At 70.2% G+C, this 23,284-nt stretch carries 17 protein-coding genes; 4 read left to right on the top strand and 13 right to left on the bottom strand.

The genetic code is table 11. The features are described from left to right. Positions 1 to 146 precede the first annotated feature (146 nt). The 13 genes from pgi to uvrA form a co-directional block, all read right to left on the bottom strand. Complete coding sequence (gene pgi / locus QIS96_RS13555; RefSeq protein ID WP_282542783.1) at positions 147 to 1,799, bottom strand: glucose-6-phosphate isomerase; 1,653 nt, start codon at positions 1,797 to 1,799, stop codon at positions 147 to 149. A gap of 105 nt (positions 1,800 to 1,904) precedes the next feature. Beyond that, complete coding sequence (locus QIS96_RS13550) at positions 1,905 to 3,134, bottom strand: MFS transporter (RefSeq protein ID WP_282542782.1); 1,230 nt, start codon at positions 3,132 to 3,134, stop codon at positions 1,905 to 1,907. A 174-nt stretch (positions 3,135 to 3,308) separates the two neighbouring features. After that, positions 3,309 to 3,644 (bottom strand): RNA polymerase-binding protein RbpA, encoded by a 336-nt coding sequence (locus QIS96_RS13545; protein ID WP_078077905.1) that lies wholly within the window; start codon positions 3,642 to 3,644, stop codon positions 3,309 to 3,311. Positions 3,645 to 3,840: 196 nt separating this feature from the next. Further along, the gene (gene secG, locus QIS96_RS13540) at positions 3,841 to 4,071 is read right to left on the bottom strand and encodes a preprotein translocase subunit SecG (protein ID WP_282542781.1); all 231 of its coding nucleotides are present in this window, start codon (positions 4,069 to 4,071) and stop codon (positions 3,841 to 3,843) included. Positions 4,072 to 4,225: 154 nt separating this feature from the next. Further along, a complete protein-coding gene (tpiA, locus tag QIS96_RS13535) occupies positions 4,226 to 5,002 on the bottom strand; it encodes a triose-phosphate isomerase (protein WP_282542780.1) in 777 nt (258 codons plus the stop codon). Between the two features lie 6 nt (positions 5,003 to 5,008). Beyond that, on the bottom strand, positions 5,009 to 6,220 hold the full coding sequence (locus tag QIS96_RS13530) for a phosphoglycerate kinase (protein ID WP_282542779.1): 1,212 nt from the start codon (positions 6,218 to 6,220) through the stop codon (positions 5,009 to 5,011). Positions 6,221 to 6,337: 117 nt separating this feature from the next. Then, complete coding sequence (gene gap / locus QIS96_RS13525) at positions 6,338 to 7,345, bottom strand: type I glyceraldehyde-3-phosphate dehydrogenase (RefSeq protein WP_282542778.1); 1,008 nt, start codon at positions 7,343 to 7,345, stop codon at positions 6,338 to 6,340. Between the two features lie 624 nt (positions 7,346 to 7,969). Next, on the bottom strand, positions 7,970 to 8,959 hold the full coding sequence (gene whiA / locus QIS96_RS13520; RefSeq protein ID WP_282513679.1) for a DNA-binding protein WhiA: 990 nt from the start codon (positions 8,957 to 8,959) through the stop codon (positions 7,970 to 7,972). Further along, positions 8,950 to 9,987, bottom strand: coding sequence for a gluconeogenesis factor YvcK family protein (locus QIS96_RS13515; protein ID WP_282542777.1), 1,038 nt, complete (start codon positions 9,985 to 9,987; stop codon positions 8,950 to 8,952). Before QIS96_RS13515 ends, whiA begins: the two co-directional genes overlap by 10 nt. Then, complete coding sequence (rapZ, locus tag QIS96_RS13510) at positions 9,984 to 10,922, bottom strand: RNase adapter RapZ (protein WP_282542776.1); 939 nt, start codon at positions 10,920 to 10,922, stop codon at positions 9,984 to 9,986. Before rapZ ends, QIS96_RS13515 begins: the two co-directional genes overlap by 4 nt. Continuing rightward, complete coding sequence (gene uvrC, locus QIS96_RS13505; protein WP_282542775.1) at positions 10,919 to 12,979, bottom strand: excinuclease ABC subunit UvrC; 2,061 nt, start codon at positions 12,977 to 12,979, stop codon at positions 10,919 to 10,921. Before uvrC ends, rapZ begins: the two co-directional genes overlap by 4 nt. A gap of 213 nt (positions 12,980 to 13,192) precedes the next feature. After that, positions 13,193 to 13,624 (bottom strand): Rieske (2Fe-2S) protein, encoded by a 432-nt coding sequence (locus QIS96_RS13500; RefSeq protein ID WP_282542774.1) that lies wholly within the window; start codon positions 13,622 to 13,624, stop codon positions 13,193 to 13,195. Between the two features lie 226 nt (positions 13,625 to 13,850). After that, positions 13,851 to 16,886 carry an excinuclease ABC subunit UvrA gene (gene uvrA / locus QIS96_RS13495; protein WP_282542773.1) on the bottom strand — a complete coding sequence of 1,012 codons (3,036 nt, stop codon included), beginning with the start codon at positions 16,884 to 16,886 and terminating at the stop codon, positions 13,851 to 13,853. A gap of 224 nt (positions 16,887 to 17,110) precedes the next feature. Here uvrA and QIS96_RS13490 point away from each other — a divergent pair, with 224 nt between their 5' ends. The 4 genes from QIS96_RS13490 (at position 17,111) to QIS96_RS13475 (ending at position 23,284) form a co-directional block, all read left to right on the top strand. After that, positions 17,111 to 17,797 (top strand): maleylpyruvate isomerase family mycothiol-dependent enzyme, encoded by a 687-nt coding sequence (locus tag QIS96_RS13490; RefSeq protein WP_282542772.1) that lies wholly within the window; start codon positions 17,111 to 17,113, stop codon positions 17,795 to 17,797. A gap of 9 nt (positions 17,798 to 17,806) precedes the next feature. Then, positions 17,807 to 18,463, top strand: a complete 657-nt coding sequence (locus QIS96_RS13485; RefSeq protein WP_282542771.1) for an MBL fold metallo-hydrolase — start codon at positions 17,807 to 17,809, stop codon at positions 18,461 to 18,463. Between the two features lie 106 nt (positions 18,464 to 18,569). Further along, the gene (locus tag QIS96_RS13480; protein WP_282542770.1) at positions 18,570 to 19,568 is read left to right on the top strand and encodes an aminoglycoside phosphotransferase family protein; all 999 of its coding nucleotides are present in this window, start codon (positions 18,570 to 18,572) and stop codon (positions 19,566 to 19,568) included. A gap of 113 nt (positions 19,569 to 19,681) precedes the next feature. Continuing rightward, a complete protein-coding gene (locus QIS96_RS13475; protein WP_282542769.1) occupies positions 19,682 to 23,284 on the top strand; it encodes an AfsR/SARP family transcriptional regulator in 3,603 nt (1,200 codons plus the stop codon).

Below are 23,284 nucleotides of genomic sequence, written 5' to 3'. Positions count from 1 at the left end.
GCGCAGCCGAGAGCTTGGGGGAGGGGGTCCGTGGGCTGGCCCCCGAAGCGCCGCAGCCACGCGGCGGCAGCCGCATATCAGGCACAGCCGGGAAGGGGCGGGACTGGGGAAGAAAACCCAGCCCCGTCCCTTCCGCGTACCGACCCTCAACGCCCCCGCAACTCCCGATACTTCGCCACCAACGCCCGGGACGAAGCGTCCAAGCCCTCCACCTCGACCCCGTCCGTCAACGCAGGCTCCACCCGCTTCGCAAGCACCTTCCCCAACTCGACCCCCCACTGGTCGAACGAGTCGACGTTCCAGATCGCCCCCTGCACGAACACCTTGTGCTCGTAGAGGGCGATCAGCTGCCCGAGCACGGACGGCGTCAGCTCGGCGGCGAGGATCGTGGTCGTCGGGTGGTTGCCGCGGAACGTCTTGTGCGCGACGAGTTCCTCGGGCACCCCCTCGGCCCGCACCTCGTCCGGCGTCTTACCGAACGCCAAGGCCTGCGTCTGCGCGAAGAAGTTGGCCATCAGCAGATCGTGCTGGCCGACCAGACCGGGCGGCAGATCCGCCACCGGCTCGGCGAAGCCGATGAAGTCCGCCGGGATGACCTTCGTGCCCTGGTGGATCAACTGGTAGTAGGCGTGCTGCCCGTTGGTGCCCGGCGTGCCCCAGACGACCGGCCCGGTCTGCCAGTCCACCGGGTTGCCGTCCCGGTCCACGGACTTGCCGTTGGACTCCATGTCCAGCTGCTGCAGGTACGCCGTGAACTTGGACAGGTAGTGCGAGTACGGCAGCACCGCGTGCGACTGGGCGTCGAAGAACGCGCCGTACCAGACCCCCAACAGCCCCAGAAGCAGCGGGACGTTGGACTCCGGCGGGGCCGTGCGGAAGTGCTCGTCGACGAGGTGGAAGCCGTCGAGCATCTCGCGGAAGCGCTCGGGCCCGATGGCGATCATCAGGGAGAGGCCGATCGCCGAGTCGTAGGAGTAGCGGCCGCCGACCCAGTCCCAGAACTCGAACATGTTGGCCGTGTCGATGCCGAACTCAGCGACCTTCCCGGCGTTGGTGGACAATGCCACGAAGTGCTTCGCCACGGCCTCCTGCCCGGCCTGAAGACCGGTCAGGAGCCAGTTCCGCGCCGAGGTGGCGTTGGTGATCGTCTCGATCGTGGTGAAGGTCTTCGACGCGACGACGAACAGCGTCTCGGCCGGGTCCAAGTCCCGTACGGCCTCGTGCAGATCGGCGCCGTCGACGTTGGAGACGAAGCGGAACGTCAGATTGCGGTCGGTGTAGGAGCGCAGCACCTCGTACGCCATCGCGGGGCCGAGGTCGGAGCCGCCGATGCCGATGTTCACGACGTTCTTGATGGGCCTGCCGGTGTGGCCGGTCCACTCGCCGGAGCGGACGCGTTCGGCGAAGGCGCTCATCTTGTCGAGCACGGCGTGCACCTTCGGCACGACGTTCTCCCCGTCGACCTCGATCACGGCGTCTCGCGGGGCGCGCAGCGCGGTGTGCAGGACGGCGCGGTCCTCGGTGGTGTTGATCTTCTCGCCGCGGAACATGGCGTCCCGCAGCCCGAACACGTCGGTCGCGGCGGCCAGTTCTCGCAGCAGCTCAAGGGTCTCGTCCGTGACCAGCTGCTTGGAGTGGTCGATGTGCAGGTCGCCCACCTGCGCCGTGTACTTCCCGGCGCGCTGCGGGTCAGCGGCGAACAGTTCCCGCAGGTGAGCGTCGCCCAGCTGCTCCCGGTGCTTGCCGAGCGCGGTCCACTCCGGCAACTGGTTGAGCCTGGTGCGGCTTGCTGCGTTCATCTCGGACTTCAGCCTTCTCTCTTACCTGATCCTGCACTTCCCCGCTGCCCTTCCAACCTAATTGATCAGCGAGCGGTATGAGCTGTCTGTCCCCTGTCGGCCGACTTAAGGAGCGGTGACGGGTGACTTGAGCGCGGGTATCAGCGCGGCGACGGAGAGCACGAACAGCGCAGCGGCAAGAAGCGCCGGGGTGTTGAGCCCCCACCCCGCCGCGACGGCCCCGGCGAGCAGCGCGCCGAACGGCGTCCCGCCGAGCGACACGGTCCGGAAGGCGGCGCTGATCCGGCCCAGCGCGGCAGTGGGGCTGCGCTGCTGCATGAGCGTCACCTGGTTGACGTTCCACACCATGCCCATGAAGCCGAAGACGACCAGGCCCACCACGACCGCCCACACACTGCGGATCACGCCGATCGCGACGAGCGGCCCGATCTGCAGGGCGCCCGCGACGAGCACGCTGCGCAGCCTGCCGATGCGCCGCCCGATCCGGTTGGCGAAGAACCCGCCGGTCACACTGCCCACGCCGTACGCCGACAGGCACAGCGCGTACGCCGCCTCGCCCGCGCCGAGCCAGCCCGTCACATGCAGGACGAGGGTGGCGATGAGCCCGCCGACGCCGATGTTGCACAACGTGGTCGATATGCACAGGCCGCGCAACGTCCGGTCCCGCCACAGGATCCGCAGCCCTTCCGCGATGTCCGCCCGCAAGGTACGCCCGCTGGGCCGCGCGTCCCGCTCGCGGGGCGACGGCCGCAGCGAGGCGACGAGCGCCGCGGCGAGAAGGTAGGTGGCCGCGTCCGCCGCGTACGGCACGGCTGCGCCGGCGGCGAGGAGCAGCGGCACGAGCGGGGTGGCCAGGAAGCTGCTGACGAGCATCTGCCCGGTCTGCAACCGGGCGTTGGCGCTGCCGAGCGCCTCGGGCGGCACCAGATCGGGCAGGAGGGCCGTGGCGGCGTTGTCGAAGAGGGTCTGCAGGCTGGTGAGGAGGAAGGCGAGCGCGATCAGCAGCCCGATCGAGGCGTGCCCGAGCCCCACGGCGAGCGCGAACCCGGCGAGCAGCAGCCCTCGTACGAGATCGACGGCCCACATGGCGCGGCGCTGGTCGACCCGGTCGGCGACCGCGCCGCCGAGCAGGCCGAAGAGGATCCAGGGCAGATAGCCGGAGGCGGTGACGAGGGCGACCAGCATCGGATCGTCCGTCAGCGATGCGGCGAGCAGGGGCAGGGCCGCGATCCTCAGCGCGTCCCCGAAGCGCGAGACGATCGCCGCGGACCAGAGCCGCCCGAATCCCCCGCGCCAGGACGGCGCAAGCGTCTGCGTGGCCTCCACTGCCGTCATAACTCCCCCCTCCAGTCAGGTACTTCACGACCTTAGGCGGAGCCACTGACAATCGACCGGGGCGACGAACGGGGGTGCGTGGGGAGTTGAGCCGGAATATCGAATTCCGCCCCGGGCGGGCTTCCGAAACAGATCCGGCCGGACACCCCGAGGGTGTCCGGCCGATCTCAATTCCTAGATCTCGCCGCGCAGTTTGGCGAGTGCCTCGGCGAGGATCGCCTCGCCGTCCGCGTCGCTGCGCCGCTCGCGCACGTACGCGAGGTGCGTCTTGTAGGGCTCGGTGCGGGGCGGGTCCGGCGGGTTGTCCCGGTCCTGGCCGGCCGGGAATCCGCAGCGCGGACAGTCCCACGTGTCGGGCACCTGCGCGTCACTGGCGAAGCTCGGCACCGTCTCGTGCCCGTTGGAGCACCAGAAGGAGATGCGCAGGCGCGGCGCGGACTCGCCCCGCTCCGCCTCGCCCATCGGCCCCGCTCCGACCCGACTTCCACGGATCGCGTTGCCACTTGCCACGGTCGTAACTCCCTGCGTAACAGTGCTGCACAGCGTTGCTCACCGGCGGCCGTGCCGCGGGTGCCCCAGTCTACGTAAGGCCCAACGCGCGTCCAGTGTTCGGAGTTACACCCTCGCCCCGGAGACGCACGGCCATAATAAGCCGCCCATAAAAGGCGGATGGCAATACTGCGTCAACCGGTAGGACGATAAAGCGTCAGCTGTCGAGCTTCATCAGCAGGCCAAGAACGACAATGCACGCGAACCAGAGCAGACCGACCACGACGGTGATGCGGTCGAGGTTGCGCTCGGCGACCGAGGAGCCGCCGACGGAGGACTGCATACCGCCACCGAACATGTCGGAGAGGCCACCGCCCTTGCCCTTGTGCATGAGCACCAAAAGCATCAGCAGTCCGCTGAAGACGATCAGGGCGATCGAGAACCCCATAACCACGGCTGGACCAACTTCCTCGGTATCTGTACGACGACGGGGCCCGAGTCTCGCGTGAATGAGCGAAAAGCTCAGAAAAGCAAGCCTCGGACCCCGCAAGGGTACGACGTTACGTCGCTACCGCATACTCAGTGCTTGTCGGTTCTCCGGCTCACTGGTCGCGGAATCGGACGATCTTGACGAACTCGTCGGCGTCAAGGGCGGCGCCGCCGATGAGCGCCCCGTCGACGTCGGGCTGCGCCATGATCGCGGCCACGTTCCCGGACTTGACCGAACCGCCGTACTGGATGCGCACCTTGTCGGCGAGCTCCTGCGAGTACAGCTCGGCGAGCCTGCCGCGGATCGCGCCGCAGACCTCCTGGGCGTCCTCGGGCGTTGCGACCTCACCGGTGCCGATGGCCCACACCGGCTCGTAGGCGATCACGATGGACTCGGCCTGCTCAGCAGGAAGGTCCTTGAGGGCGCCGTCGAGCTGGTTCAGCGTGTACTGGACCTGCTGGCCGGCCTTGCGGATGTCCAGGCCCTCGCCGACGCAGAGGATCGGGGTCAGGCCGTGCTTGTAGGCGGCCTTCACCTTGGCGTTGCAGGTCTCTTCGTTCTCGTGGTGGTACTGGCGGCGCTCGCTGTGACCGATGGCGACATAGGTGCACTTGAGCTTCGACAGCATCGGGCCCGAGATCTCACCGGTGTACGCACCGGAGTCCTGCGCCGAGATGTCCTGGGCGCCGTACTTGATCTTGAGCTTGTCGCCGTCCACCAGGGTCTGCACGGAGCGCAGGTCGGTGAACGGCGGCAGGACCGCGACCTCGACGGCCTCGTAGTCCTTGTCGGCGAGCGCGAAGGCGAGCTTCTGGACGTGGGCGATGGCCTCGAGGTGGTTGAGGTTCATCTTCCAGTTGCCCGCCATCAGGGGCGTGCGCGTGCTCATTCGGGGTCAGTCCTCCAGTGCGGCGAGGCCGGGCAGGGTCTTGCCCTCGAGGTATTCGAGGGAGGCACCGCCACCGGTCGAGATGTGGCCGAACTTCGACTCGTCGAAGCCCAGGTTGCGGACGGCGGCGGCGGAGTCGCCACCGCCGACCACCGTGAAGCCCTTGCTGTCGAGCAGGGCCTGCGCGATGGCCGTCGTGCCGCCAGCGTAGTCGGGGTGCTCGGCGACTCCGACGGGGCCGTTCCAGAACACCGTCTCGGCGTCGGTGATCTTCGAGGCGAACAGCTCACGGGACTTGGGGCCGATGTCCAGGCCCTCCTTGTCCGCGGGGATCTTGTCGGCGTCGACGGTGTCGAAGTCGGCCGGGGCCTTGGTCTTCAGGTCCGGGAAGTCGGTGGAGACCAGGACGTCCACGGGCAGGACCAGCTCGACGCCGTTCTTCTCCGCGCGCTCCATGTACTCCTTGACGGCCGGGATCTGGTCCTCCTGAAGGAGGGAGATACCGACCTCGTGCCCCTTGGCCTTGAGGAAGGTGTACGCCATGCCGCCGCCGATGAGGAGGCGGTCGGCCTTGCCGAGGAGCTCGTCGATGACGGCGAGCTTGTCGGAGACCTTGGCGCCGCCGAGGACCACGGTGTACGGGCGCTTGACGTCCTCGGTGAGCTTCTTGAGGACGCTGACCTCCTTGGCGATCAAGTAGCCGACGGCGTGCGGCAGTCGCGCCGGGAGGTCGTAGACCGAGGCGTGCTTGCGGTGCACGGCGCCGAAGCCGTCGCCCACGTACAGGTCGGCGAGGCCGGCCAGCTGGTCGGCGAAGGCGCCGCGCTCGGCGTCGTCCTTGGAGGTCTCGCCGGCGTTGAAGCGCAGGTTCTCGATGACGGCGACCTGGCCGTCGGCGAGGCCGGCGACGACGGACTTGGCGGAGTCGCCGACGGTGTCGGTGGCGAACTGCACATCGGCGCCGAGGAGTTCACCGAGCCGGGCGGCGGCCGGGGCCAGCGAGAACGCCGGGTCCGGAGCGCCCTTGGGACGGCCCAGGTGGGAGGCGACGAGGACCCGCGCGCCCGCGTCGGCGAGCGCCTTCACGGTCGGGACCACCGCGCGGATGCGGCCGTCGTCGGTGATGGTGGTGCCGTCCAGCGGCACGTTCAGGTCGGCGCGGACGAATACCCGCTTTCCGGCGATGCCTTCGGCGAGAAGTTCGTCGATCGTCTTCATTTCTCAGGGACTCCTTGAAAGCTTCCGAGCAACAAGCTACGGGGCTCGGGCGGCGCGAGATCGCGCTGCCCGAGCCCCGTAGCTCACATCGAATTGCCTGTCCGAATCAAATCCGGGTCAGAGCTGGCCGCCGACGAAGGTGGTGAGGTCGACCAGACGGTTCGAGTAACCCCACTCGTTGTCGTACCAGCCGAGGATCTTCACCGTCCTGCCCTCCTGGACCATGGTCATGGAGGAGTCGAAGGTGCAGGAAGCCGGGTCGCTGACGATGTCCGAGGACACGATCGGGTCCTCGGTGTAGTACAGGAAGCCCTTGAGCTCGCCTTCCGCGGCCTTCTTGAACGCGGCGTTGACCTCGTCCTTGGTGGCCTCGCGGGAGAGCTCGACGACCAGGTCCGTGGCGGAGCCGGTGGGAACCGGGACGCGCATGGCGATGCCGTCCAGCTTGCCCTTCAGCTGCGGCAGGACGAGAGCGGTGGCCTTCGCGGCGCCGGTGGTCGTCGGGATGATGTTCTCCGCGGCGGCACGGGCGCGGCGCAGGTCCTTGTGCGGGAAGTCAAGGATGCGCTGGTCGTTGGTGTACGCGTGCACGGTCGTCATCAGGCCCTTGACGATGCCGAAGTTCTCGTCGAGAACCTTGGCCATCGGCGCCACACAGTTGGTGGTGCAGGAGGCGTTGGAGATGACGTGGTGCTGCGCGGGGTCGTACTTCTCCTGGTTGACGCCCATCACGATGGTGATGTCCTCGTCCTTGGCCGGAGCCGAGATCAGGACCTTCTTTGCGCCACCGGCGATGTGCTTCGCGGCGTCTTCCTTCTTCGTGAAGATGCCGGTCGACTCGACGACGATGTCGACGCCCAGGCTGCCCCAGGGGATGTCGGCGGGGTTGCGCTCGGACAGCACCTTGATGGTGTGCCCGTCGACGGTGATGGTGTCTTCGGTGTGGGTGACCTCGGCCTTGAGGCGCCCAAGGATGGTGTCGTACTTCAGCAGGTGGGCCGTGGTCGCGGTATCACCCAGGTCGTTGACGGCAACGACCTCGATGTCCGCGCCCTGCTCCAGGAGCGCCCGGAAGTAGTTGCGGCCGATGCGACCGAAGCCATTGATGCCTACGCGGATCGTCACGAACCGATCTCCTCGTTGGTACGCCGGTCTGTGCGCCGGCGAGCTGAATGGGATGTCCCCGACCGCCTTCGACCCTACCTCTCCTGAGTCGTTCGAGTGACATCGAGACGGTCCGTACGAGTTGCGGTGACCCACACCCTGTTTGTAGATACGGCCCTCCGTTCGTCACTCAGAGTCATCGGCACGGGGAAGCAAGCGCTTGGCCCATCAGACGGGCGCAAGCGGCCTCATTTGAGTACCCTCCGGAGCCGCCTCCGACACCTCCGCTGTCACACCGTGTGACGACCGGGCGAGGCCTGCGCAAGTCACCCCCGAGGCTCCGGAGGGGATCATTCCGGGACCTGTCCGGAGGCAGCCTCCGCAGGTTTCGCGAGACCCTTCGGAGAGGTTCTGACGGTCGCTCAGGAAAGTGACCTCGACAACATCGAGTGACACTTGGTGCCACGAGAAAACGCCGCCCGGGAACCCGGATCACGCTCAAGGCGTGAGACGACCGGCGTCGACGAAGCCTCGGCCGGGAGGCTCAGACCGGGATGAGCACAGAAAAGCCGTCGGTGTCCGGATCTCTCCGGACACCGACGGCTTTCGGATGCTGTGGCTGCCGCCTCGACGACGGCTAAGCGGTCAGCCCACCAGGTTGTCGGCCATCTCCTCGGTCAGGTTCGACTCCGTACCCGGAATGCCGAGGTCCTGAGCCCGCTTGTCGGCCATCGCCAGGAGGCGGCGGATACGGCCCGCGACCGCGTCCTTCGTCAGCGGCGGGTCCGCGAGCGCGCCCAGCTCCTCCAGAGAGGCCTGCTTGTGCTCCATGCGCAGCCGGCCGGCCGCCGCGAGGTGCTCCGGCACCTCGTCGCCCAGGATCTCCAGGGCGCGCTGCACACGGGCGCCCGCGGCGACCGCGGCGCGCGCCGAGCGGCGCAGGTTGGCATCGTCGAAGTTGGCCAGGCGGTTGGCGGTGGCCCGGACCTCGCGGCGCATCCGCCGCTCCTCCCAGGCGAGCACCGACTCGTGGGCGCCGAGCCGGGTGAGCAGCGCGCCGATCGCGTCACCGTCACGGACGACCACGCGGTCCACGCCGCGCACCTCGCGGGCCTTCGCGGCGATCGACAGACGGCGGGCCGCACCCACGAGCGCGAGCGCAGCCTCGGGCCCCGGGCAGGTCACCTCGAGGGAGGAGGAGCGGCCCGGCTCGGTCAGCGAACCGTGCGCCAGGAACGCGCCGCGCCACGCGGCCTCCGCGTCACAGGTGGCACCCGAGACGACCTGCGGGGGCAGGCCGCGGATGGGACGGCCGCGACCGTCCACCAGGCCGGTCTGGCGCGCCAGTTGATCACCACCGGCCACCACGCGTACGACATAGCGGGAGCCGCGGCGCAGGCCGCCCGCGGCCATCACCATGAGCTCCGAGCCGTGCCCGAAGATCTCCAGGATGTCCTTCTTGAGCCGCCGGGCCGCCATCGCGGTGTCCAGCTCCGCCTCGATCACGATGCGGCCACTGACCAGGTGGAGGCCTCCCGCGAAGCGAAGGATCGCCGAGACCTCTGACTTCCTGCAGCAGGTCCGGGTGACGGGGAGCCGGGAGATCTCGTCCTTCACCGCTGCCGTCATCGCCATGGGCCGATCCTTCCATGCATCCGAAAAATACGGTCGTACGCGGCGGCCAGCAGCTCCGGGTCGTGCTTCGGAGAACCTGCGGCCTCGGCCACCGGCGCCAGCTCGACCGCCGCCCCCAGACGCTTGGCGGCGTCGGTGAGGCTGTCGCGATCGGGCACGGCGGCCTCGTCGGCCAGCACCACGTCCAGGGCGAGTTTAGGGGCGTGTCGTCCCAAAACCTCCAAATGACGCTGCGGGGAGAACCCTTCGGTTTCTCCCGGCTGCGGTGCGAGGTTGAGCGAGAGGACCTTGCGGGCCTTGGTCTCGGTGAGCGCCTGGAGCAGCTCGGGTACGAGCAGGTGCGGGATCACCGAGGAGAACCAGGAACCGGGGCCGAGCACCACCCAGTCCGCGTCGAGGACCGCGGCCACGGCCTCGGGCACGGCGGGCGGGTCGTGCGGCACGAGGTGCACAGACTGCACCTCGCCGCGGGTCAGCGCCACGTTGGCCTGCCCCCGGACCGTGCCCACCTCTTCCGCGCGCTCCGGGTCGTGCCCCTTGACCAGCGCCTGCAGCTCGAGCGGCACGGCGGACATGGGCAGCACCCGGCCGTGCGCGCCGAGCAGCTTGCCGACCAGGTCGAGCGCCTGGACGTGGTCGCCGAGCTGCTCCCAGAGGGCCACGATCAGCAGGTTGCCGACCGCGTGCTCGTGCAGCTCGCCCTTGGACTGGAAGCGGTGCTGGATGACGCGGGCCCAGGTCTGGCCCCAGTCGTCGTCCCCGCACAGGGCGGCCAGGGCCTTGCGCAGGTCGCCGGGCGGGAGCACGCCCAGCTCGTCGCGGAGCCGGCCGCTGGAGCCGCCGTCGTCGGCGACGGTGACCACGGCCGTGAGGTCGCCGGTGATCCGGCGCAGCGCGGCGAGCGAGGCGGACAGGCCCATGCCGCCGCCGAGCGCGACGACCTTGGGCTGGGCCGAGCGCCTGCGGCTGAGGCGGGTGAGCCGGGCCCGACGGGGCGGGGCGCTCGCCCGACGGGGCTGGGAGGTCACTCGCGCCCCATGTCCCGGTGGACGACGACGGTCTCCACGCCCTCGGTGGCGAGGCGCGCGGCGAGCTTCTCCGACATGGCGACGGAGCGGTGCTTGCCGCCCGTACAGCCCACGGCGATGGTGACGTACCGCTTGCCCTCGCGGCGGTAGCCCGTCGCGATCAGCTGGAGCAGCTCCGTGTACCGGTCGAGGAACTCCTTGGCGCCGGGCTGGTTGAAGACGTAACCCGAGACCTCCTCGTTCAGGCCAGTGTACGGGCGCAGCTCCGGGACCCAGTGCGGGTTGGGCAGGAAGCGGCAGTCCACCACCAGGTCGGCGTCGACCGGCAGGCCGTACTTGTACCCGAACGACATGACGGTGGCCCGGAGTTCGGGCTCTTCGTCGCCGGCGAACTGGGCGTCCATCTTGGCGCGCAGCTCGTGGACGTTGAGGCTGGAGGTGTCGATCACCAGGTCGGCGTCGCCGCGCAGTTCGCGAAGCAGGTCGCGCTCGGCGGCGATGCCGTCGGTGATGCGGCCGTCGCCCTGGAGCGGGTGCGGGCGGCGCACCGACTCGAAGCGGCGCACCAGGGCGTCGTCGGACGACTCCAGGAAGACGATCCGCCGGGTGACGTTCTTGGCCTCCAGGTCCGCGAGGGACTGGCGGAGGTTGTCGAAGAAGCGGCGGCCGCGGACGTCCACGACGACCGCGATGCGCGCCACGTTGCCCTGCGAGCGTGCGCCGAGCTCCACCATGGTGGGGATCAGCGCGGGCGGCAGGTTGTCGACCACGAACCAGCCGAGGTCCTCCAGGCACTTGGCCGCAGTGGAGCGGCCCGCACCGGACATCCCGGAGATGATCACCAGCTCGGGGATGGCCGCTTCCGCGGCGCCGCCGGGCTCGGTGGCGCCCGTTGCCGTACTCACCTGTGCTCCGTCTTCTTCGCGCTCTGTCATGTGTCCTGCCCCCGTCTCTCCACGGCGCCCGCGGGTGCCTCTGCGGCCTCCGCCGTCACGGGTGCCTCTTCTTCAATGATCTCTCCGGTCGCCGTGTTCACCGCCGGGGCGGGCGGGGCCGCCTCGGCGAGGGCCACGGCGATCGTCTCGGCCGTCTTGCGGCCTATCCCGGGGACCTCGCAGATCTGCTCAATTGTGGCGGATCTCAGTTTCTTCACGGAACCGAAGTGTTTGATGAGCGCCTGTTTGCGCGTCTCGCCCAGGCCCGGCACCGCGTCGAGCGGCCCGGCCCGGAACCTCTTGGCCCGCTTCTTTCGCTGATAGGCGATCGCGAAGCGGTGCGCCTCGTCACGTACGCGCTGCAGCAGGTAGAGGCCCTCGCTGGAGCGGGGCAGGACCACCGGGTCCTCCTCGTCCGGCAGCCAGACCTCCTCCAGGCGCTTGGCTAGGCCGCACACCGCGACGTCGTCGATCCCCAGCTCGTCCATGGCCCGCTTGGCCGCCGCGACCTGCGGCTTTCCGCCGTCCACGACGACGAGCTGCGGCGGGTACGCGAACCTCTTGGGGCGGCCGTCCTCCTCCGTGAGGGCGTCCTCGGGGGAGGTCTCCTCGGCCCACTCCCCCGTCTTCTCCTTCTCGGCGATGTACCGCTTGAAGCGGCGGGCGATCACCTCGTGCATGGAGCGAACGTCGTCCTGGCCCTCGCCGTGCCAGACCTGGGTGTCGCCTACTCGGCCCTTGATCTGGAAGCGGCGGTACTCGCTCTTGCGGGCCAGGCCGTCCTCGAAGACGACCATGGAGGCGACGACATCGTCCCCCTGGAGGTGCGAGATGTCGAAGCACTCGATGCGCAGCGGGGCGCTGTCCAGGTCGAGGGCTTCGGCGATCTCCTCGAGGGCGCGGGAGCGGGTCGTGAGGTCGGAGGCGCGCTTCGTCTTGTGCAGGACGAGGGACTGCTGGGCATTGCGCTGGACCGTCTCCATGAGGGCGCGTTTGTCGCCGCGCTGCGGCACGCGCAGGTCGACGCTGCTGCCGCGGCGCTCGGCCAGCCACGCCTGCACGGGCGCGACCGGGTCGGGCAGGGCGGGGACGAGGACCTCCTTGGGCACGGCGTCACCGCTCTCCTCGCCGTACAGCTGCTGCACCGCGTGCTCGACCAGGTCTCCTGTGGTGACTGCCTCGACCTTGTCGGTGACCCAGCCGCGCTGGCCGCGGACGCGGCCGCCACGGACGTGGAAGATCTGCACGGCCGCCTCCAGCTCGTCCTCGGCGAGGGCGATGAGGTCGGCGTCGGTGTCGTCCGCGAGGACCACGGCGCTCTTCTCCATGGCGCGCTTGAGCGCCTGGATGTCGTCGCGCAGGCGGGCCGCCCGCTCGTACTCCATCTCCTCGGCTGCGGCGGCCATCTCCTTCTCCAGGCGGCGGAGGTACGCGCCCGTGCGCCCGGCCATGAAGTCGCAGAAGTCCTCGGCCAGTTCGCGGTGTTCCTCGGGGGTGACGCGGCCCACGCAGGGTGCCGAGCACTTGCCGATGTACCCGAGGAGGCAGGGGCGGCCGGTCCGCGCGGCGTTCTTGAAGACTCCGGCCGAGCAGGTGCGCACCGGGAAGACGCGCAGCATCAGGTCGACCGTCTCGCGGATGGCCCACGCGTGTCCGTACGGGCCGAAGTAGCGCACGCCCTTCTTCTTGGCGCCACGCATGACCTGGACCCTCGGGTACTCCTCGTTGAGGGTGACGGCCAGATACGGGTAGCTCTTGTCGTCGCGGTACTTGACGTTGAACCGCGGGTCGAACTCCTTGATCCAGGTGTACTCGAGTTGCAGCGCCTCGACCTCGGTGGTCACGACGGTCCACTCGACGGAGGACGCGGTGGTGACCATGGAGCGGGTGCGGGGGTGCAGACTCGCCAGGTCCTGGAAGTAGTTGGCGAGCCGTTGGCGCAGGCTCTTGGCCTTCCCGACGTAGATCACCCGGCGGTGCTCGTCGCGGAACTTGTAGACCCCCGGGGAGTCGGGGATCTGTCCCGGCTTGGGGCGGTAGGTGGAGGGGTCAGCCATGACTCTCACCCTACTGGCGGGGACCGACAACCGGGGCCTAGCGCGAGGTCACGGCTCGCCACTGATCGCTCATGGTGGGTAGCCGCCCGTCCTGACCGACGCGCGTACGCGGATCCGGGCGGCTTGCCGTCGGCTGAGCGCTCAACTCCCTTGAGGTGGGCGGACGGTGAGGTTCCGTCGCTTCGCTCGCGGTCGTTCCGCTGCGGGCGGCTCTCAGGCCTCGGGGCCCGCGATCAGCTTGCCGTTCTCGGCCTTGACCGGGACCTTCGGCAGCGGCACGGTGGCCGGGCCCTTCAGCGCCTCGCCGGTGCGGATGTCGAACCTGCTGCCGTGGCAGGGGCAGTTGCCCTCGTCCTTCTCGATCTTGTCGAGGACGCAGCCGGCGTGGGTGCACTGGGCGCTGAACGCCTTGTACTCGCCGTCGGCGGAGCGCGTCACCAGCAGGCGCTGCTCGCGGTAGAGCTTCACGCCGCCGACCGGCACAGCCTCCGCGTCGCCGAGGTCCACGGGCGCGGTGGGCGTGGGGTTCTTGGCGTGCCCGACCTTGGACTCCGTCGAGCAGGCCGCGACGCCCAGGCCTGCCGTTCCCGCCAGGGCAGCGCCTTTCAGGACGGTACGACGGGCGGCAGAGGCCTTGCCGGACATGGAGTCTCCACTGGTCAGGGGGGTCGGTTACGGAACCGACGATACCGGTGCAGATCAGTACGGCAGCTCTCGGGGCAGAGCAGTGGCTCAGGCCGCTGCCCCGTCGGACGGGCTCGGCTCCGTGTGGTGTGCCGAGCCCGTCCGGCGGCGGGGTGGTGCGGTGCCGCGCGGGTGTGCCGTGCGTGCAGTGCACTGCTGCGCGTGGTGCAGTGCACTGCTGCGCGTGTCAGGCCTTGCGCGTGCGTGCCGCCTTCTTGGCCGGGGTGGTGGCTTCCTTGGCCGTCTTCTTCGCCGCGCCCTTGGCGGTGCCGGTCTTCGCGGTGACGGTCTTCTTGGCGGGTGCCTTCGCCGCCACCGTGTTGTTCACGGCCTTCTTCGCGGTGCGCTTCCGGGCCGGCGGCACCGTCGCGTCACTGATGCGGTCGGCGCCGAGGATGTCCCGCAGGAACTTGCCGGTGTGGCTGGCCGGGACGCCCGCCACCTCCTCGGGGGTGCCTTCGGCGATGACGAGGCCACCGCCGCTGCCGCCTTCGGGGCCCATGTCCACGACCCAGTCGGCGGTCTTGATCACGTCGAGGTTGTGCTCGATGACGATGACCGTGTTGCCCTTGTCGACCAGTCCGGACAGGACGTTGATCAGCTTGCTGATGTCCTCGAAGTGCAGGCCGGTGGTGGGCTCGTCCAGCACGTACACCGTGCGGCCCGTGGAGCGCTTCTGCAGTTCGCTCGCGAGCTTGACGCGCTGCGCCTCACCACCGGAGAGGGTGGGCGCGGACTGGCCCAACCGCACGTATCCCAGGCCGACTTCGTTGAGCGTCCTGAGGTGGCGGGCGATGGTCGGGACGGCCTCGAAAAAGCCGAGCGCCTCCTCGATGGGCATGTCCAGGACCTCGGCGATGGACTTGCCCTTGTAGTGGACTTCCAGGGTCTCGCGGTTGTACCGAGCGCCGTGGCAGACCTCGCACGGGACGTACACGTCCGGCAGGAAGTTCATCTCGATCTTGATCGTGCCGTCGCCGGAGCAGTTCTCGCAGCGGCCGCCCTTGACGTTGAACGAGAAGCGTCCGGGCATGTACCCGCGGACCTTCGCCTCGGTGGTCTCGGCGAACAGCTTGCGGACGTGGTCGAAGACCCCGGTGTACGTCGCCGGGTTGGAGCGCGGCGTACGGCCGATGGGCGACTGGTCTACGTGCACCACCTTGTCGACGAGGTCGTCGCCGTCCACGCGCGTGTGCCGGCCCGGGACGTTCCGGGCGCCGTTCAGCTCGCGTGCCAGGTGCGTGTAGAGGATGTCGTTGACCAGCGTCGACTTGCCGGAGCCGGAGACTCCGGTGACGGCGGTGAGGACGCCGAGCGGGAACGACACGTCGATGTCCCGCAGGTTGTTCTCCCGGGCGCCGTGGACGGTGAGGCGGCGGGCCGGATCGCTGGGGCGGCGGATGTCGGGCGTCGGGATGGCCTTCTTTCCCGCGAGGTACTGGCCGGTCACCGACTCGGCGTTCTTGAGCAGCTCCTTCATGGGGCCGCTGTGGACGACCTTGCCGCCGTGCTCACCGGCGCCGGGGCCGATGTCGACGACCCAGTCCGCGACCTTGATGGTGTCCTCGTCGTGCTCGACGACGATCAGAGTGTTGCCCATGTCGCGCAGGCGGACCAGGGTCTCGATGAGCCGGTGGTTGTCGCGCTGGTGCAGGCCGATCGAGGGCTCGTCCAGGACGTACAGCACGCCGACGAGGCCGGAGCCGATCTGCGTGGCGAGGCGGATGCGCTGGGCCTCGCCGCCGGAGAGGGTGCCCGCGGCCCGGTTCAGGGAGAGGTAGTCGAGGCCGACGTCGACAAGGAAGCGGAGGCGTTCGTTGACCTCCTTGAGGACGCGCTCGGCGATCTTCTTGTCGCGCGCGTTGAGCTTCAGCTCGGCCAGGAAGTCCGCGCAGTCCGCGATGGACATGGCGGAGACCTCGGCGATGGACCTGCCCATCACGGTGACCGCGAGGACGATCGGCTTGAGGCGGGTGCCTTCACAGGTGGGGCAGGGCACCTCGCGCATGTAGCCCTCGAAGCGCTCGCGGCTGGCGTCGCCCTCGGCCTCGCTGTGCCGCCGCTTCACGAACGGGACGGCGCCTTCGAAGGGCGTGGTGTAGACGCGCTCCCTGCCGTACCTGTTGCGGTAGCGGACCTCGATCTGGGTCTTGTGGCCGTTGAGGAGGGCCTTCTTCGCGCGCTGCGGGAGCGCTGCCCAGGGGGTGTCCGTACTGAAGCTGAGGGCGTCGGCGAGGGCTCCGGTGAGGCGGCCGAAGTACTCCTTGGTGTGGCCGTGCGACCAGGGGTGGATGGCGCCTTCGTCGAGGGACTTGTCCTCGTCGGGCACGATCAGCTCGGGGTCGACCTCCATGCGCGTGCCGATGCCGGTGCAGTCGGGGCAGGCGCCGAAGGGCGAGTTGAACGAGAAGGAGCGGGGTTCGAGCTCCTCGAAGGACAGGTCGTCGTGCGCGCAGTAGAGGTGCTCGGAGTACATCCGCTCGCGCTCGGGGTCGTCCTCGGGGAGGTCGACGAAGTCGAGGACGACCATGCCCCCGGAGAGGCCGAGGGCGGTCTCGACGGAGTCGGTGAGGCGGCGCTTGGCGGAGTCCTTCACGGTGAGGCGGTCGACGACCACCTCGATGGTGTGCTTCTCCTGCTTCTTCAGCTTGGGCGGCTCGGCGAGCTGGATGGTCTGCCCGTCCACCCGCGCGCGGCTGTAGCCCTTGGTCTGGAGGTCCGCGAAGAGGTCGACGAACTCGCCCTTGCGCTCACGCACGAGCGGCGAGAGCACCTGGAAGCGGCTGCCCTCGGGCAGTTCCAGGACCTTGTCGACGATGGCCTGCGGCGACTGGCGCGCGATGGGGCGGCCGCACTCGGGACAGTGGGGCTTGCCGATGCGCGCGAAGAGCAGGCGCAGGTAGTCGTAGACCTCGGTGATGGTGCCGACCGTGGAGCGGGGGTTCCGCGAGGTCGACTTCTGGTCGATGGAGACGGCCGGCGAGAGGCCCTCGATGAAGTCGACGTCCGGCTTGTCCATCTGGCCGAGGAACTGGCGCGCGTACGAGGAGAGCGACTCCACGTACCGGCGCTGGCCCTCGGCGAAGATCGTGTCGAAGGCGAGCGAGGACTTACCGGAGCCGGACAGACCGGTGAAGACGATGAGCGAGTCACGCGGCAGGTCGAGCGAGACATTCTTCAGGTTGTGCTCGCGCGCGCCACGGACGATGAGACGGTCGGCCACGCCGGTCCGCACCTTTCACTAGAGAAGCGGGGGCGGGGCCCCCGTCTCAACAGACTATTGGGGGCCGCCACAGCGAAGGACTGCACTGCTTGAAACTCCTCGGCACCGCTTCGCATTCCTACAGTCCAAGAGTGCCTCGACCCAGGCTATAGCACGGGCATTCGATTTACGGCCATCGTTTGGTTCCTTCACCCGTACGAGTGGCGGGGTCTATCGTCGGAGTCATGAGTGATCATGTGCGTGACCTGGCGACTCTGCGAGAAGCGACCGATCGGCTCCTGACCGCGGTCGGCAAACTGGACAACGCGGCGCTCGCCGCGCCGTCACGGCTCCCGGGCTGGACCCGCGGGCACGTCCTGGCCCACCTCTCCCGCAACGCGGACGCCCTCGTGAACGTCTTCGCGGGCCGTCCCATGTACGCGAGCGCCGCCGACCGCGACGGTGACATCGAGCGGGACGCCCCGCGCCCGCAGCCCGAGCAGCTCGCCGACCTGCGTGAGAGCGCGGACCGGTTCCTGGAGGCCGCGTCGGTCGACGCCGACTGGTCGCGGACCGTGGAGCTGCGCAACGGCATCACCGACACCGCGTCGCGGGTGCCGTTCCGACGTCTGATCGAGGTGGAGCTGCACCACGTGGACCTGGACATCGGCTACGAACTGGAGGACCTGCCGACCGACTTCACTCAGCGCGAGATCACGTTCCTCGCGGACCGCTTCTCCGGCAACACGCATGTGCCGCAGATCGCGATCACCGCCACCGACGGCGGGCAGTGGACCACCGGCCGCGCGGACGACGACGTGATCTCCGTGATCGGCCCGGCCGCCGACATCCTCGGCTGGCTCGCCGGCCGCCGTGAGGGCGCGGGTCTCGACTGTGACGGCGGCCTGCTGCCCGTACTTCCTGCTCTGTAGGGTGAATCCATGACGTACAGCGGAGCGGTGAAGGTCGGCGGACCCGCGGACGTGCACGAACTCGCGGACCTGATGATCTCCAAGATCGCCGTCGGCCCCATGAACAACAACGCATATCTGCTGCGCTGCCGGACCACCGGCGAGCAGCTCCTGATCGACGCGGCGGCCGAGGCGGCCGCGCTGCTCGACTTCATCGGCCCGAGCGGGATCGCGTCGGTGGTCACGACCCACCGGCACGGCGACCACTGGGGCGCACTGCAGGAGGTCGTCTCCGCCACCGGCGCCCGCACGTATGCGGGCCGTTTCGACGTGGACGGCATTCCGGTGACGACCGATGTGGCGGTCGAGGACGGGGACACCATCAAGGTGGGCCGGGTGGAACTGACCGCCCGCCACCTGGTCGGGCACACTCCGGGCTCGATCGCCCTGATCTACGACGACCCGCACGGTCACCCGCATGTGTTCACCGGCGACTGCCTCTTCCCGGGCGGTGTGGGCAACACGCACAGCGACCCGAAGGCATTCGCGAGCCTGCTCGACGACGTCGAGACCAAGATCTTCGGGCAGCTCCCGGACGAGACCTGGGTCTACCCGGGCCACGGCAACGACACCACCCTGGGCGCGGAGCGGCCGCACCTCCCGGAGTGGCGCGAGCGCGGCTGGTAGCCGCTGACCCGCCCGGACGAAGCTCGACCGGCCCCGCCGCGCACGCCGTGGCGGGGCCTCTTCGTCCGCCAAGGGGGCCCTCGTACGCACCGTCGGAAGGCCGGTCGTGGACCAGGAACGGGTGGCCGAGGTCTTCGGCCTCGGGCCGGTGTCGGGCCCCGCGCGGGTGCTGCGCGGCGGGAGTTCCGACAGGGTGTGGGAGCTGCGCACCACCGAGGGGCGGTGGGTGGTCAAGACCCAGGCCTCGCCTGAAGGTTGGCGGCGGCGCCACATGTGGCGCGCACACGCCCTGGAGCAGGCCGCCCACGGCGCGGGCCTTCCGCTACCGCACCCCCTCGCCCCGCCCGAGCCCGCCGTCGGCTTCTGGTCCGAGATCGACGGTATGCACGCGCGCGTGGTGCGGTTCGTCGAGAACGCGCGCCCTGTAGAGGGTGATTCGGGCGTCGAGCTTGTCACCCTCGGCGCGTGGCTGGGGCGCACCTTGGCCGCCGTCGAACAGCTCGGCCTGCCCGGTGACCTGTCCGACGACGAGTCCACGCCCCTGCATCCGATCACCGACTGGCGCGCGTGGATCGCGGAGGCCGGTTCCTTCGAAGTGGCCGACACCGCGCGCGAGTTGCTGCCGTACGTGGAGCGCGCCACGGCTCTGGTGCAGCGCGCCGAGGCGACCTGTCCCGCTGTGCTCCTCTGCCACCGCGACATGGGCCCCGCCAACGTCCTCCACGGCCCCGCGGGGTTCACGCTCATCGACTGGGACCATGACCATGCCGGTCCTGCCGTGCCGTGGTGGGAGGCCGTGCACACCGCGTTCCGGTTCGCCGGCGGCCTGGACGACGCGACGACGTCACGCCCCGATGTCGTACGCGCGGTGCTCGACGGGCACCGGGCAGCGGGCGGGGTGCAGGGCCCGGCCGACGAGTCGGCGTTCGCCGGGCTGCTGCGGGCCACGCTCGGGTTCACCGCGTACACGTTGTGGCTGTCGCTCGGGCACCGCGGTGGTGACGCCCTCGAGCGTGCGCGGTCGGCGGCGCGGTTCCGCGCGGCTGCCGCCTCGTTGCGACGGGGGCTTGCGGCGCTCCCGGAGTGGACGGGGCTCCTGCGGTAATCCGCACACGCGCGGGGGCTAATTCTGCGCCCGCCGATGCCTGCGGCCACGGGCCGCCGTACGGCTTCCGGGAGCGGCGGGCGACGTGTCCGCGCGCCTTGGACAATGGTCGGGTGACTCCCCACTACCGCGTACTCGGCACCGCGCGTGTGCTGCGACCCGACGGCGAGGAGGCCTCGCTCGGCGGTGCACGACTGCGCGCGCTGCTGACCGCCCTGGCCGCCGACTGCGGCCGCACCGTGCCGGTGGGGCGGTTGATCGCCCAGGTGTGGGGTCCGGACGAAGAGCCTCCGGCGGATGCGGTGAAGGCTCTGCAGGCGCTGGTCGGCAGGCTGCGGCGCACGCTCGGGCGCGCGGCGGTCGCCTCGGCGCCCGGGGGCTACCGGCTGGCCGTGGACCGGGACGATGTCGACCTGCACCGATTCGAGCGGCTCGCAGCAGCGGGTTCGGCCGCATCCGCCGAGGGTGACGCCGCCCGCGCGGTGACGCTGTTCGACGAGGCGCTCGCCCTGTGGAGGGGGCCCGCTCTGCTCGACCTCCCCGGACATGCGACGGACCCGCTGGCCGTACGGCTGGATCGGCTGCGCGAGTCCGCACATCTGAACCGGCTCGCAGCACAGGTCGCACTGGGGCGCGCCGACACGGCGCTGGCGGAACTCACCGCGCTGGCCTCGGAGAACCCGCTGGACGAGCCGCTGCAGGCGCTGCGGTTGCGCGCCCTGCACGCCGCCGGCCGCACGGCCCAGGCCCTCGCGGCCTATGAGGAGGTACGTCTCGGCCTCGCCGAACGGCTCGGGGCCGATCCGGGGGCCGAACTGCGGGTCCTGCATGCGGAGTTGCTGAGTCCGGCAGAGGGAGCGGGCGACGGCTCGGGGCGGGCTTCCGGAAGCCCGGAGGCCGCGCATCCGCCTGTCGGCCACCCCTCGCGCTCCCCCGCGCCTGGGGCGCGCGCCCGGGGCAATCTGCGCGCGCCCCTCACCTCGTTCGTCGGTCGCGAGTCGGAACTCCGGCTGCTGTCCGGGGAGTTGCAGAAGCAGCGACTTGTCACGCTGCTCGGCCCTGGCGGTGTCGGCAAGACGCGACTGGCCACGGAAGCAGCCCGCGCAGGGCGCGAGACAGCAGGGAAGGAGGTGTGGCCGGACGGCGTGTGGGTGGCCGAACTGGCACCCGTACGTGATGCGAAGACCGTCCCGGAGGCGGTGCTCACCGCCCTTGGCGCCCGCGAGACGACGGTGCGCGGCCCCGGTGCGTCGGCCGAGGAGCTACAGCCCGCGCCCCGCGACCCGTTGGCGCAACTGGTGGAGCACTGCCGGCGTCGACGGCTGCTGCTCGTCCTCGACAACTGCGAACATCTGGTGGGGGCCGCCGCCGAGTTGGTGCACGCGCTGCTCGCGGAGTGCTCCGAGGTGACGGTCCTGGCAACCAGCCGGGAGCCGCTCGGGGTGCCAGGTGAGACGGTGCGGCCCGTCGAGCCGCTGCCGCAGGACGTCGCGCTGCGCCTGCTCGCCGCTCGGGGTGCGGCTGCGCGGCCGGGATTCCGCGTCCAGGTCGATCCGGACGCCTGCGCGGAGATCTGCCTCCGGCTCGACGGCCTGCCCCTGGCGGTCGAACTGGCCGCTGCACGACTGCGGTTGCTCACTCCACGGCAACTCGCGGACCGGCTCGACGACCGGTTCCGGCTGCTCGGCCGGGGCAGCGGCAGCCGGACGGCGCTGCCCCGGCAGCAGACGCTGCGCGCCGTCGTGGACTGGTCGTGGGACCTGCTCGACGAGGCGGAGCGGACGGTCTTGCGGCGGCTCTCCGTCTTCTCGGGCGGCTGCGCCGTGGAAGATGCAGAGGAAGTGTGCGGCGCGGGCACGTTGGAGACGCTCGCGTCCCTGGTCGACAAGTCCCTCGTGGTGGCGACACCGCAGGGAGCTGAGGGGCTTCGGAATGCCGTCGGCATCGGGGGCGCCGAACAGGCCGAAGGGGTCGAAGGGGTCGAACGAGAGGAGGGTTGCCCCTGGAACGCGAACACAGGCACAGACACGACCACAACTGCATATGCGCGCAGCGGACTTGAAGCCCACGGCCACGATGGCGCAGGCCGGGGCCGGGGCGGGGGCGCAAGGGCGACCCGACGCTCCGGTGACTCGGACGGCATGCGGTACCGGCTACTCGAAACAGTCGCCGAATACGCCGCCGAGCGCCTCGAGGAGGCCGGGGAACGGGAGCTCGTCTTACGGCGTCACCTCACCGCGTACCGGGAGTTGATGCGCCTCGGCGAACCGGAGCTGCGTGGGCCGCAACAGGTGGGCTGGCTACGGCGGTTCGAGCGCGAGCACGACAATGTGCGCACGGCGTTGCGCACCGCTGTCGAGCTGGGCGCGGAGCAGGACGGGCTGTGCCTGGCACTGTCGATGAGCTGGTTCTGGCAGGTGCGGGGCAACCAGGCGGACGCCCGTATCTGGTCCTCGGCGGTCGCCGAGCTCGGCCCCGACCCCTTCGCGGATCCGGTGCGGGTCGCCGTACCGCTGGAGGAACGGTGCACCGAGCGCCCGCCGCCCTGGGACGAGGCGCAGCTGTGGGAGGCGCGGCGCGGGGTGCGGCTCCTGGTGCAGGCCACCAGCCCTGACGGGGACGCGGAGGCGCTCGCGCGGCCGGACACGCAGGCGTACCTGCGCCGGATCGTGACGGCGTACGACTCCGGCATGCCGCAGGTCAGTCGACAGCCGGGCGCGATGTGGTACTTCGCGCGGCTGATGACGGGCGAGTTCGCGAGCGTCGAGGAGACGATGGACGCCGTCGTGCGGGACACCGAGGCCCTCGGGGAGCGCTGGCGGGAGCAGCACGCCTGGGAGCTCGGGTTCACGTACCTGATGCGGGCGCGGCTGACGCACGACCGCCCCGAGTCGCCGGGGCCGTCGACCAGGGACGCTGACCTGGCCCTCGCGCACTTCGAGCGGGCGGACAACCCGTGGGGCATCGCCGAGTCGCTCGCCGCCCGGGGAGAGGAGCACGCGCGCAAGGGACGGTACGCGGCTGCGGCCGTGGACCTCGAACGGGCGATGACGGAGGCCGTACGGCTCGGCGCGCACCACCAAGTGCCGCTGTTCAAGGCCAGGTTGGCCGATGTCCGGCTGCGCACGGCGCGCGACGCGGCGGAGCGGGAGCAGGCCGAGGGGCTGTTGCGCGAGGCGGCGCGGGAGGCCGACCGGTTCGGCGTCGAACCGGTCAGCACCGCGCGGCTGCTGCTCGTCCAGCACTACGGCGCCTCCGGCCGGACCGAGCCGGCCCGGGAGGAACTGCTCGAGTTGGAGCGGTCCCTGCCCGGCGGGGTGTCGGCACTGTTCGAAGGCGCGCTCGCGGGGCAGTGGGCCTGGCTGGACTGTCTGGACGGAAGGTTCGAGGAGGCTGCGAAGCAGGTCGAGCGGGCGGTGCGCCGGATGGAGAGCGTGGCGTATCTGGTCGCACCGTGGGTCGTCGCGGACCAGTTCCTCATCGCCGCCTGGGCCAAGGCGCGGCTCGGCGCGGGCGAGGAGGGGGCGCGGCTGCTCGGTGCGTACGACGGTTACGGGCTGAGCGGTAGTTTCGGCTTCCGGCCGTTCCCCGACGCGGCCGAGCTGCGGGCGCGCGCCGAGGCCGAACTGCGCACGGACTTGGGCCCTGCGGTGTACGAGCAGGCGCACGCACAGGGCGCGGAGCTGTCCGTACGGGAGGCCGCGGCGCTGGTCTGA

The organism is Streptomyces cavernicola (assembly GCF_029968035.1).
Classification (GTDB): Bacteria; Actinomycetota; Actinomycetes; order Streptomycetales; family Streptomycetaceae; genus Streptomyces; species Streptomyces cavernicola.
Note: the sequence above shows the minus strand (reverse complement) of the source record. Positions and strands in the feature narration are given on the sequence as shown.